Here is a 12,193-nt window from a genome sequence, read left to right as displayed (position 1 = left end):
CCATCGTCAGTCGAGCGACTTACAACAATACGCTCCGGCGTCCGCGCGCCCGTGCCTGCCTGGCACTGCGTGGATTGCCCATGGAGTATCCGACTGTCAGGGACCTACACATGACGACCAGCACTACCTACACCGACTCGACCCCGGCAGCCCCGGTCAACTCGCCTGCGCGGGTGGCCACCGCCAGTTTCATCGGCACCGCCATCGAATTCTATGATTTCTACGTCTACGCCACGGCGGCCGCGCTGGTGATCGGCCCGGTGTTCTTCCCGTCCGGGTCGGGCACCGCACAGATGCTGGCGGCTTTCCTCACGTTCGGTATCGCCTTCATGGCCCGGCCATTGGGCTCGGCACTGTTCGGCCACTTTGGCGACCGCATCGGCCGCAAGTCGACCCTGGTTGCTTCGTTGCTGCTGATGGGGGTGTCGACCACGGCCATTGGCCTGCTGCCAGGCTATGACAGCATTGGCGTGTGGGCACCGATCATCCTCTGCCTGCTGCGCTTCGGCCAAGGCCTGGGGCTGGGTGGCGAATGGGGTGGTGCAGCGCTGCTGGCCACGGAAAATGCGCCGCCCGGCAAACGCGCCTGGTTCGGCATGTTCCCGCAATTGGGCCCTTCGATTGGCTTCCTGGCAGCCAACGGCCTGTTCCTGACCCTGGCGCTGTCGCTCAGCGACGAGCAGTTCCGTGACTGGGGCTGGCGGATTCCGTTCCTGCTCAGCGCCGCACTGGTGCTGGTCGGCCTGTATGTGCGCCTGAAGCTTGAAGAAAGCCCGGTGTTCGCCAAGGCTGTAGCGCAGAACGAGCGGGTCAAAATGCCCGTGGTCGACCTGTTCGCCAAACACTGGCGACCAACCCTGTTGGGCGCAGCGGCGATGGTGGTGTGTTACGCGCTGTTCTACATCTCCACGGTGTTCTCGCTCAGCTACGGTGTCACCACCCTGGGCTACAGCCGCGAGACGTTCCTTGGCCTGCTGTGCTTCGCGGTAGTCTTCATGGCCCTAGCCACACCGCTGTCGGCCTGGCTCAGTGACCGCTACGGGCGCAAGCCGGTGCTGATCATCGGCGGCCTGTTGGCGGTGGCGTCGGGCTTTACCATGGAGCCGCTGCTGACCTCGGGGTCGACCACCGGGGTGGCGTTGTTCCTGGCCCTCGAGCTGTTCCTGATGGGCGTTACCTTCGCGCCGATGGGTGCTCTGCTGCCGGAGCTGTTCCCGACCCACGTGCGCTATACCGGCGCCTCGGCGGCGTACAACCTGGGCGGCATCGTCGGCGCCTCGGCGGCACCGTTCTTTGCCCAGAAGCTGGTAAGCATGGGTGGGTTGAGCTGGGTCGGTGGCTATGTGTCGGCAGCAGCGGTGATCAGCCTGATTGCTGTGCTGTGCCTGAAAGAGACGCGCGACGCGCAACTCTGAGTGAACGGGGGCCGCTGCGCGGCCCCCGTCTGCCTTGGATCAGAACTCGACTTTGACAGCCTGCGCAGCGCGCGTGGCCTTGGCCCGCGCGGCTTCGATCGACTCGTCGCGCGCCAGGCATACGCCCATGCGCCGCTGGCCGTCGATCTCTGGCTTGCCGAACAGGCGAATGGCGGTGTCCGGCTCGCTCAACGCGGCGCCGAGGTTGGCAAAGCTGGTCTGCTGCGACGTGCCCTGTGGCAGGATCACTGCCGACGCCGACGGACCGAACTGACGCACCAGCGGAATCGGCAGGCCGAGGATCGCCCGGGCATGCAGGGCGAACTGCGACAGGTCCTGCGAAATCAACGTCACCAGGCCGGTGTCATGCGGACGCGGCGAGACTTCGCTGAACCATACCTGATCGCCTTTGACGAACAGCTCCACGCCAAACAGGCCGCGCCCGCCCAGTGCATCGGTGACCGCCTGGGCCACTCGCTGCGACTCGGCCAACGCCTTCGGGCTCATCGCCTGGGGCTGCCAGGACTCCTGATAGTCGCCCTTCTCCTGACGGTGGCCGACCGGCGCGAGGAAGGTCGTGCCGCCAACGTGGCGCACGGTCAGCAGGGTGATCTCGTACTCGAAATCGATGAAACCCTCGACGATTACCCGGCCCTTGCCGGCACGGCCGCCTTCCTGGGCGTAGTCCCAGGCCTGACGCAGGTCAGCGTCACTGCGCAGCAGGCTCTGGCCCTTGCCCGACGAGCTCATCACCGGCTTGACCACGCACGGGTAGCCGACATCGGCCACGGCGGCTGCGTAGTCTTCAAAGGTGTCGGCAAAATGGTAAGGCGAGGTCGGCAGGTCGAGCTCTTCGGCGGCCAGGCGACGGATGCCTTCACGGTTCATGGTCAGCTGGGTGGCGCGGGCGGTGGGCACCACGTTGAAGCCTTCATTTTCCAGCTCGACCAGCGTCGCAGTGGCGATGGCTTCGATTTCAGGGACGATGTAGTGCGGCTTTTCCGCTTCGATCACCGCACGCAGGGCCACGCCGTCGAGCATGTTGACCACATGGCTGCGGTGGGCGACCTGCATGGCCGGCGCATTGGCATAGCGGTCCACGGCAATCACTTCGACGCCCAGGCGCTGCAGCTCGATCACCACTTCCTTGCCCAGCTCGCCGCAGCCGCACAGCAGTACTCGGGTCGCGGTGGGCGACAATGGGGTTCCGATACGGGTCATTTCAGGTCCTCGAAGGCGTCCGGGGCTGCGTCAGGCTGTACGCCGCCCGCTGAAAAAGGACCCGTATTCTACACCCAGCGACTATCCGGCGAACGCGTTTTTGCGGGCACGCCAGGTCATCGCCAGCCACACCGCAGTCACCCCGGCAAACTTCGACGCTAGCGCCGTCCCGGCTACGGCGGGAGTGAGGGCACCGATCATGCCGAAGAAGATCACCGTATCCACGGGAATGCTCAGCGCCGAACTCAGCCACAAGCGATCGCGCAGCGGCCTGCGGGTGATGCTGAACACCAGCCAGTCGATCAGTTCGGAAACGAAGAACGCGGTAGCGCTGGCCAAGGCGATGGCCGGCTCCGAGGTGACATAGGACAACAGCAACGCCGCCAGCATCGCCAGCAGTGCGCCGTGGCCATAGCGGGTTTGCACCATGTCGCGCAGGATGAACACCAACCCGCCCCAGGCGGACCAGATCACGTCCAGGTGCGGGGCGCTGGAAAAGGCGTAGTTGATCAGCACTACGCTGCTGATATAAGCGAGCAGATAGAACATGGCAGGCGACCTTCGGGCAAGCCGCACAGATTACTTGATTTTCGAGTCAGTGCCAGCCTCTTCGCGCGGCAGAGTTATCCCCTTCAGGCAACGGATCCATGGCACCGGCGTTGCCGGTGTTCGCGGGACACGCCCGCTCCTACAGGGTTGGACATCCCCTGTAGGAGCGGGCTTGCCCCGCGAAGAGGCCATCAAGCCCGGCACAAGCGTCACACCCCGAGCATGATCCCCGCCGCCACTGCGCGCTCATGACACAAACGCAACACCTGGCGCCGCTCGGTATTGTCCATCCGCCCCCAGCGGCTGATCTCGGCCACGGTACGTTGGCAACCGGTGCACATGTCCTGCTCGTCCAGCGCACAGATACTGACGCAGGGCGAAGCAACCGGACGTTCGACTTCACTCATGTCAATCCTCCTGCAGTGCCAGGACACGCGCATAACGTTCGGCGTTATGTACGTAGTGGGCAGCACTCGCCTCGAGCATACGCTTTTGCGCATCGTTCAGCTCGCGCACCACCTTGCCGGGCGAGCCCATGACCAACGAGCCGTCAGGGATTTCCTTGCCTTCGGCGATCAGCGCATTGGCGCCAATGATGCAGTGCTTGCCGATTCGGGCCCCGTTGAGGATCACCGCATTGATGCCGATCAGGCTGTAGTCGCCGACCGTACAACCATGGAGCATGGCGTTATGGCCTACGGTCACGCCTTTGCCGAGGGTCAGCGGCACCCCCGCGTCGGTGTGCATCACCGTGCCGTCCTGGACATTGCTGTCTTCGCCGATGTCGATCAGCTCGTTGTCACCGCGCAGCACAGCGCCAAACCAGACACTGGCCCGGGCCTGCAGACGCACCTTGCCGATCAGCGTGGCGTTGGGCGCAGTCCAACTGCTGGGATGGGTTTCTACCCGCATATCGCCCAGGCGGTATTTCATGTATGGCTCCTCACGGCATGGCAAGTGGCGGGGTCGTCCCCGCTCAATTCTGAATGAACCGCTCTGGCGGCTTGTGCAAGCTGATCCGAGCATCGAACAGCAGGTTGACCAGCTCGACGATCATGATCGCCGACAACCCCCAGATCTTGTACTCGCCGTACCGATAACTGGGCACATACCAGCTACGGCCCTGGTAATCGATCCGGTGCGTGTGGTCACGCGGGTCCTGCCGGAAGAACTCCAGCGGAACGGTGAATACTGCGGCGATCTCGGCATCGTTGGCGTGGTATTCGACATAGTCCGGAATCAAACCGACGAATGGCGTCACTTTCAGGCCGTGCAGCGAAATCAGTGGACTGAGTGGCCCGATCACCTCCACCAGGCCAGGCGGCAGGCCGATCTCCTCCTGCGCCTCGCGCAGGGCAGTAAACACCAGGTCAGGGTCTTCCGGGTCTCGCCGGCCACCGGGAAAGGCCACTTCGCCGCCATGGGTGGAAAGCCCCTTGGCGCGCAGGGTCAGGACCAGTTCGGGCTCTTCGCTACGGGTGATGGGCAGCAGTACCGCCGCTTCCGGAAAACGGCGATCCGCCTCCAGCGAGACGGGGTTATGGTTGCTCATTCGGCGCAGAAGCTCGTCCAGCATTACGTACTCTCGATGGCATGACCTGCCGTGCATGATGCACCAAAAGCCGCGAGGCACCCAAGCCCTGGCCGAAGGCGGCTTGCGGCAAGACCGTCGGCCACGCCAAGATAGGCTGACTTAAAGGGAAGCAAAGCATGAATTTCTGCAGCGCGTGCGGTAAACCGGTGATTCAGCGGATTCCCGAGGGCGACAGCCGCCTGCGGTACGTCTGCGAGCATTGCCAGACCATCCATTACCAGAACCCCAATATCGTCGCCGGGGTGCTGCCGACCTGGGGCAGCCGGGTGTTGCTCTGCCGCCGGGCGATCGAGCCACGCCGCGGGTACTGGACACTGCCGGCAGGCTTCATGGAGAACGACGAGACCACCGACCAGGCCGCCCGTCGCGAAACCGTCGAAGAAGCCTGTGCCCGTGTCGGCGAACTGAGCCTCTACCAGCTGTTCGACCTGCCGCACATCAACCAGGTGCACCTGTTCTTTCGCGCCGAACTCAGCGACCTGGACTTCGCCGTGGGCGTCGAGAGCCTGGAAGTGCGTCTGTTCGAGGAGCATGAGATCCCTTGGGCTGAGCTGGCTTTCCGGACCGTCACACGCACACTAGAATGCTATTATCGCGACCGCATCGAGCAGCACTACCCCATAGGCCATGAATACCTGCCGCCGATGAACGTCGCATCGCCCCTTAAATAGCTTGCAGGGATACCGTTTCATGCGTTGGTTGCTAGCCCTTTTCTGCCTCAGCGTCGTGTCGGTGTCCCAGGCGGCCTTCACCGAGACGATCATTCGCAAGCCAGCAGCAGCGGCGCAGTCGCAGGTGCCGGCGCAAGCACATCCGCTGATCGACAAGGTGCTGGTGCTCAAGTCCGAGCGCCGCCTGCAGCTGATCAGCCGCGGCGAGCCGCTCAAGACCTACCGCATCTCGCTGGGCAAACAGCCCAAGGGCGCCAAGCAGCGCGAAGGCGACAAGCGCACGCCAGAGGGCTTCTACTGGCTCGACTGGCGCAAGGTCAGCGACCGCTACAACCTGGCCATGCACATCTCCTACCCGAACATCACCGATGCCGCCAAGGCCCGCCGCGAAGGCGTCGCTGCCGGCAGCATGATCATGATCCATGGCACGCCGCTGGACGAAGAGTACCCCGAGTGGTATTTCCACACCCTGGACTGGACCGAAGGCTGTATCGCCATGCGCAATGACGACATGCGCGAGGTCTGGAGCCTGGTCAAGGACGGCACGATGATCGAGATCCGTCCCTGACGTCCTACATTTTTACGTCGGCCATCAGAAATTTCTGATGCAAGACAAGAAATCGCCTTACGCAACCGTAGGCAGGGGACCGCATCCAAACGATTGCTTAGATTTTTAGAATTCACGCAGACGAGTACTTCATCGTACGTCAACTGCGGAATTCTTCCATGTCGATTGACCTTTCCCGCACTGCCCGCCAATGCCTTGCTGCGCTGTTGCTGACGCTCCTGCTAGGGCCGCAGGCGCTGGCCAACGACCCTGCCAGCCAGCAGTTGCGTGAGCAACAGCGCTCGCTACGGCAAATCGAGCAGCGCCATAGACTCGAGCAATGGCAACGCCGGCGACTGTCACCCGACGAGCAGCAGAGCCCCCGTGAGCAAACTCCGGATAGTGCCTGCTGGCCAGTGTCTGGCGTGCGCCTGACCGGCAACCAGCTACTCTCCAGCGCCACCCTCGAGCATACCCTGCGACCACTGTTGCACCCCTGCATGGGCGTGACCGACCTCAACCGCTTGCTCAAGGCGATCACCGAGCGCTACGTGCAGGCCGGTTATCCGACCAGCCGCCCTTACCTGGCGCGACAACCCCAGGCTGGCGCAGCGCTGGAACTGGTCGTGGTCGAAGGCTTCGTCGAGTCGATCAGCCTTAGCGACAGCGACCTGCCGCTCTCCCTGCGAGGCGCCTTCCCTACCCTGCTGGGCAAGCCCCTGTACCTCCCAGCGCTCGAGCAAGGGCTCGATCAACTCAACCGCCTGCGCGCCTACGACCTGACGGCAAGCCTGCTCCCGGGCACACTTGCCGGCGGCACCCAGGTGCTCGTCGAGCCGCAACGGGTCGGCTCACGCTGGCACCTGGACAGCCAGACCGATAACCGCGGCAGTGCCCTGACGGGTCGTCAGCGCCTGAACCTGGGCCTGGGCCTGGACAGCCCGCTTAACCTGAACGACGACCTGCGGCTGTCGCTGAACTCGGCAGTACTGGGCGCACCGGGCACAAGCCGCGGCGTCAGCCTGTACTACAGCTTGCCTTACGGCCCGTGGACCTTCGCTCTCAATGTCAGCCAGCTCAGCTACAGCGCGCCGCTACCCGGCGGCCAGCATGTGAGCAGCGGCAGCAGCCGCTTTCAGGGGGCGAGCGCCGAGCGTGTGCTCTGGCGTGGCCAGCAGGGCATGCTCAGCGCCAGCGCCCGGCTCGACCGCAAGCAACTGATCAATCGGCTGAGCAACAGCCCTGTGGGGGTACAGAGCAGCAACCTCACCACAGTGGAGTCCGGTATCAATCTGCTGTGGCTGGACGGCGGGCTATGGAACGTCTACCTGGGCATGGCCCACGGACTTGCCTGGCTGGGTGCCGACCCACCGGCCGCCGGGCCCAATCACCCGCAACCGCGATTTCACAAGTACCGCGCCAACCTGCTGCACCTGCGCCAGGGCCCTGCGCAAAGGCCCTGGCGCTGGCAAAGCGAACTCGCCTTGCAATACAGCCGTGACCTGCTCCCCGCCATCGAGCAACAACTGCAAAGTGACGATTCAGCCGTACGCGGCTTTCGCCAGTACACCGTCTCCGGCGCCAGTGGCGCCACCTGGCGCAACACCCTCAGCCAACCCCTCGCCCTGAGCTTGCCCTGGGGGCTGCAAATCCGCCCGGCGCTCGGCCTTGACCTGGGCTGGAGCCGCCTCGCCCAGGGCAGCCCCTTGCAGCGCCTGATCGGTACCAGCGCCGGCGTCGAACTCAGCCTTCCCGGCAGCCGCCTGCGCCTGGATTACCAGCACCCTCTCTACGCCAGTGACCGTCCCCGGCAAATGCTCGAGCCGGGGTTCTGGGTACTGGACTGGACCTTGAGCCTTTGATTCACCCACAACAATGAGAATGGAACCATGCCAAGTCGTGTAGAACCTACCTTGATCCGTCCGGATACCCTTCGCTGGGCCATCTTCCTTGGCCTGTTCAGCACCTGCGCAGCGCTGGCCCAAGGGCCCCTGCAACCGATCACCGGGCCAGGCGGTACGCCTGTGATCAACCCCGGGCACGGCGTGCCGGTGATCGACATCGTCGCGCCCAATGCCAGTGGCCTGTCGCACAACCAGTTTCTTGACTACAACGTCGGCAAGCCTGGGCTGGTCCTGAACAACGCCCCGCAAGCCGGCCAGTCGCAACTGGCCGGCGCCCTTGCCGCCAATCCACAGTTTCACGGCCAAGCGGCCTCGACCATCCTCAACGAAGTGGTCAGCCGCAATGCTTCGCTGATCGAAGGCCCGCAAGAGATCTTCGGCCGTGCCGCCGACTACATCCTGGCCAACCCCAACGGCATCACCCTCAATGGTGGCAGTTTTATCAACACCACCCGGGCAGGGTTCTTCGTCGGCACCCCGCAGGTTGACGGCCAGCAACTGAAGTTCATCGACACCCTGCAAGGCAGCGGCACGCTGCAGGTCCTCGAAGGCGGCCAGCACAATGACGCTGGCGCACTTGACCTGATCGCCCCGCAGATCGACAGCAAAGGCGAGCTCAGCGCCAGAGACGAGCTCAACCTGACCGTCGGTCGCAACCGCATCGACCTCACCAGCGGCGAAATCGTCGAGCACCTTCCCGCCACTGCGTCGAGTATCGACGCCCGCTTGTTCGGGGCGATGCGCGCCGGGCGCATCCGCGTGATCAGTACCGCCGAAGGTGCCGGCGTGCGCATGGGCGCAGTTGAAGCAGCAGGCCGTGATGGCGTGTATATCCGCAGCGCTGGCGACCTGCTGATCAGCAGCGATCGCAGCGCATCCGCCACGCTGCGCAGCGAGCACGGCAAACTCGAACTGGGGGCCGACAAAGACCTCACCCTGCGCGCCGTCGAGGCTCAGGCCAAGCAGATAGAAGCCAAGGCCGGCAAACTGTTGACTCTGGACACCGCCGCCCGCGAACGCATCACCCGTGAACAGCAAGCCTGGGACACCAAAGCCTGGTTCATCACCACCGAGACCTACAGCCAAGAACGCACCACCACCGAGCGCACGCAGCAGGGCACGCAGTTGCGCGCCGAGGACGGTATCGCGCTGAACTCGGCCGGCGACATGAAACTGGTGGCCGCCACGGTTCTGGCCGGGGACGAGTTGAATCTGGCCAGTGGCGGTGCACTGGACATCGAAGCGGGTGTAGACAGCAAGCGTGTGGAGGAGTCCATCCGCCATCGCAAGCACCTGTGGCGCGGTGATAGCGACAGCAATGACTACCAGGAAACCTCCAAGGGCAGCCTGCTGGGCGGCAAGCAAATCGTCGCAACGGCGGCAGGGACGATTACCGTGCAAGGCAGCAACTTGTCCAGCGAGGGCGATAGCTTGCTCTACAGCGACAAGGGCAGCCTGGTGGTCAAGGCCGACCAGACCACGTCCAGCTCTACCTCGCATCGCAGCGACAGCAAGCTGTTCGGTTTGTTGAAAAAAGCCAAGGACGCCTCGGCCAACGATCACCAGGCGCATGGCAGCGAGTTACAGGCCCAGAACAATCTGCGCCTGGCCAGTGCCGAAGAGATGAAAATCCATGGGTCCAAGCTCAAGGCAGGCAAGCAGCTACAGCTCGACGCCAAGGGCGACCTGCTGATCGAGAGCGCTGAGTCTCGCCGCGAAGAACACGTTAACAGCCATCAGCGTGGCTTCACTGCCAGCGCCGAACAGACCCAGCAGGCTCAGGACGGCAAACCCGATTCGCGCCAATACAAGGCCAGGGTGGGCTACGAGGTCGCCAACACCCGCAGCGATCGCACGCACTCCAGCCAACAGGCCAGTGAACTGCAGGCAGGCACCATTGACCTGCGCAGCGACGGCCAGTTGCAGGTCAACGGCTCGAAGGTGCAGGCCAGCGCGGGTGACCTCACCATCACGGCCAAACAGACCAGCCTCGGCGTCACCCGCAATGAGCACGATGAACAGACCACCACCACCCAGAGCGGCGCAGGCCTGGCCCTCACCGGCGGCATCGACAAGCTCGGCAGTGCCTTCGACGGCTATCACAACCGCGACAGCCAGACCGCCAAGGACAGCAAGGTCCAGCGCACGCAGTTGCAGGCCAGTGGCAAGCTGGCCATCGCCACCGATGAGCTGGTGACCGAAGCCGCCCGTGTCGACGCGGGCGATACCCTGCAGGTAGTGGCCAAGCGGATCGACAATCGCGCGGTGCACGACACAGAAGAGCGCCAGCACGAGACGGACAACTGGAGCGCCAGCCTCGGCGCGAGCCTTGAGTACCGCGACCTGACCCGGCCAATCGAGCGGCTGGTCGAAGGTGGCGAAGCACAACGCTTCCAGCAGGCTGCAACCGAGGATGCCCTGGCCGCGCCCAGCGTCGGCGGCGAGATGACCGTGGATCACCTCAAGCGCCTGGAGAACCAGCGCCGCGGTTATGCCCAGGTCGGTGAGTTGTCCGGTGCTTCAGTGCAGGTCAAGGCCGACAGCATCGATGACCAAGGCACCGCCTGGCGCGCCAATTCCGGCGCCCTGCGCGTCGACAGCGGCCGCCACAACATGAGCGCCGCCGCCGACCAGCAACAGCACAGCGTCGACCGACTGGCCTTCGCTGGCGAGTTGCGCGTAGACAGCAGCACCGCCACCGACCTCAATGTGCGCGCGATCGGCAAGGGCGACTCGCTGGCCAGTCAGAAGACCACCGAGACTGCCCGTGTGGGCAGCCTGTATGGCAAGCAAGGCATTCAGGTGCAACTGGGCAGTGACGGTCATTACGAGGGCAGCCGCCTGGACGGTGGCGACGGCGGCGTCAGCGTGGTCAGTGCCGGCCGCTTGACCCTGGCCCAGGCTACCGAGCGCAGTACCGAGCAGAGCACCCAGCTCGATGGCAATGCCTGGGCCAAGGGCGGCAACCGTCCCGGCAGCACTGGCGGTGAAGTACGCGGCTACCTCAAGCATGAGCAACGCCAGGTCGAGGACGGCAAAGCGCAGGTTGCGCAGATCGACGGCAAGGGCGCTGTGCTGCTGAGCAGCGCAGGCGACCTGGTGCTCGAAGGTACGCGCATTGGCAGCCGTGCAGCCAAGGTCGGCGAGGTACGCCTGGAAAGCGCCGGCGTGTTGCAGGTCAAGGCCGCCAGCGACAGCCATCAAGCGCATGGCAGCAAGCTCGGTGGTGGTCTTGAGCTGGCCGCCAAGCACGGCACTACCCAGGGTGGCGCGGTGGGCGGGCACTTCAACGCTGGCAGGCTCGACGAGTCTGCCAGTCAGGCGGTCGATGCACGCGTTGAAACGGCTGGCACCCTGCGCGTGAGCAGCACCGCCCGTGAAGACAGCGCCGTGCACCTGCAAGGCTTGCAGGCCTCAGCCAAACGCATCGAGCTGAATGCCGAGAATGGTGGCCTCCACCTCGAAGGCTCAGCGGACCGCGACCAGCGAAACAACCTTGACGTCATTGCCGGGGCTGGCATTGCCAAATCCACGGGTGCAACCACCAGCCAGGGTTTGCATGGCCGGGTCAGCGTGGCCGTGGACAAGCGCGACAACCAGACCTGGAACGCCAGTAACCTGCGCGCGGAGCACGTCGCGCTGAACAGTGCCGGCGACAGCCGAATCGAAGCCGCCCGCCTGCAAGCCACGGCGATCGACGGCAACATCGGTGGCGACCTGCACCTGGCCAGCCGCAAGGACCGGGTCGACAGCCTGAGTGTCGAGGTAGATGGCCGCGTGAGCCGAGAGCAGAACCCTCAGGGCTATATCAATGCACTGAGTGCGCTGGCTGGCCCAGCGGGGGGCAAGGTCACCGAGAAAGTCGGCGCGAGCGTGGGCAAGGCCGACCCGAGCCTGTCACCGACCTTGAAGCTTGAACTGTCGCATCAACAGCGCGACACCGTCGGCACGCAGACCAGCCTGCAAGGGCGTGACGGCATCGACCTCGAGGTGGGTGGTGACGCCCAGTTGGTGGGCGCCACGCTGCGCTCGGCCAACGGCGCGGTCAATCTGCAAGCGGGTAGCGTGACCGAGCAGACGTTGACAGGGCGTGATTATCGCCGGGATGTCGTGGTCGATGCCTCCAACTCACCAGTTGACCTGGGTACTGCTCTCGTCGATGCAGTCAAGACCAGCCGTGGGACTGAAGGCGAGAACGCCTTGAACCTGGGGCTGTTGCGCACCAGTGGGCATGACCGCAGCGAGCAGTGGACGGCTGGCGTGCAAGGCAAGCCACAGCGCTAGACGTTTTG

General features: G+C 64.3%; 10 protein-coding genes. 5 read left to right on the top strand and 5 right to left on the bottom strand.

What is annotated here, in order from left to right; genetic code table 11:
• Positions 1 to 110: 110 nt before the first annotated feature.
• Positions 111 to 1,415, top strand: coding sequence for an MFS transporter (locus tag J3B00_RS07925; RefSeq protein WP_209866433.1), 1,305 nt, complete (start codon positions 111 to 113; stop codon positions 1,413 to 1,415).
• A gap of 39 nt (positions 1,416 to 1,454) precedes the next feature.
• Here the strand turns inward: J3B00_RS07925 and purT are convergent, their stop codons facing one another.
• The 5 genes from purT to J3B00_RS07900 all read right to left on the bottom strand — a co-directional run bounded on the left by purT (position 1,455) and on the right by J3B00_RS07900 (position 4,761).
• Positions 1,455 to 2,636, bottom strand: coding sequence for a formate-dependent phosphoribosylglycinamide formyltransferase (gene purT, locus J3B00_RS07920; RefSeq protein WP_209866432.1), 1,182 nt, complete (start codon positions 2,634 to 2,636; stop codon positions 1,455 to 1,457).
• A gap of 81 nt (positions 2,637 to 2,717) precedes the next feature.
• Positions 2,718 to 3,185, bottom strand: coding sequence for a VUT family protein (locus J3B00_RS07915; protein ID WP_209866430.1), 468 nt, complete (start codon positions 3,183 to 3,185; stop codon positions 2,718 to 2,720).
• A gap of 209 nt (positions 3,186 to 3,394) precedes the next feature.
• On the bottom strand, positions 3,395 to 3,592 hold the full coding sequence (locus J3B00_RS07910; protein WP_209866428.1) for a DUF1289 domain-containing protein: 198 nt from the start codon (positions 3,590 to 3,592) through the stop codon (positions 3,395 to 3,397).
• A gap of 1 nt (position 3,593) precedes the next feature.
• Positions 3,594 to 4,118 (bottom strand): gamma carbonic anhydrase family protein, encoded by a 525-nt coding sequence (locus J3B00_RS07905; protein WP_209866427.1) that lies wholly within the window; start codon positions 4,116 to 4,118, stop codon positions 3,594 to 3,596.
• A 43-nt stretch (positions 4,119 to 4,161) separates the two neighbouring features.
• Positions 4,162 to 4,761, bottom strand: coding sequence for a CoA pyrophosphatase (locus tag J3B00_RS07900; protein WP_209866425.1), 600 nt, complete (start codon positions 4,759 to 4,761; stop codon positions 4,162 to 4,164).
• 134 nt (positions 4,762 to 4,895) lie between these two features.
• Between J3B00_RS07900 and J3B00_RS07895 the strand changes: the two genes are divergently transcribed.
• The 4 genes from J3B00_RS07895 to J3B00_RS07880 all read left to right on the top strand — a co-directional run bounded on the left by J3B00_RS07895 (position 4,896) and on the right by J3B00_RS07880 (position 12,185).
• Positions 4,896 to 5,450 (top strand): NUDIX hydrolase, encoded by a 555-nt coding sequence (locus J3B00_RS07895; RefSeq protein ID WP_209866423.1) that lies wholly within the window; start codon positions 4,896 to 4,898, stop codon positions 5,448 to 5,450.
• Positions 5,451 to 5,469: 19 nt separating this feature from the next.
• Positions 5,470 to 6,018 (top strand): L,D-transpeptidase family protein, encoded by a 549-nt coding sequence (locus J3B00_RS07890; protein WP_209866421.1) that lies wholly within the window; start codon positions 5,470 to 5,472, stop codon positions 6,016 to 6,018.
• Positions 6,019 to 6,176: 158 nt separating this feature from the next.
• Positions 6,177 to 7,859, top strand: a complete 1,683-nt coding sequence (locus J3B00_RS07885; RefSeq protein WP_209866419.1) for a ShlB/FhaC/HecB family hemolysin secretion/activation protein — start codon at positions 6,177 to 6,179, stop codon at positions 7,857 to 7,859.
• A 27-nt stretch (positions 7,860 to 7,886) separates the two neighbouring features.
• The gene (locus tag J3B00_RS07880) at positions 7,887 to 12,185 is read left to right on the top strand and encodes a hemagglutinin repeat-containing protein (protein ID WP_209866416.1); all 4,299 of its coding nucleotides are present in this window, start codon (positions 7,887 to 7,889) and stop codon (positions 12,183 to 12,185) included.
• The last annotated feature ends 8 nt before the right edge of the window (positions 12,186 to 12,193 follow it).

The sequence above is a fragment of the Pseudomonas sp. BP8 genome, assembly GCF_017875955.1.
Classification (GTDB): domain Bacteria; phylum Pseudomonadota; class Gammaproteobacteria; order Pseudomonadales; family Pseudomonadaceae; genus Aquipseudomonas.
The sequence above is the reverse complement of the archived record's forward strand: the minus strand, read 5'-3'. Positions and strand labels throughout refer to the sequence as shown.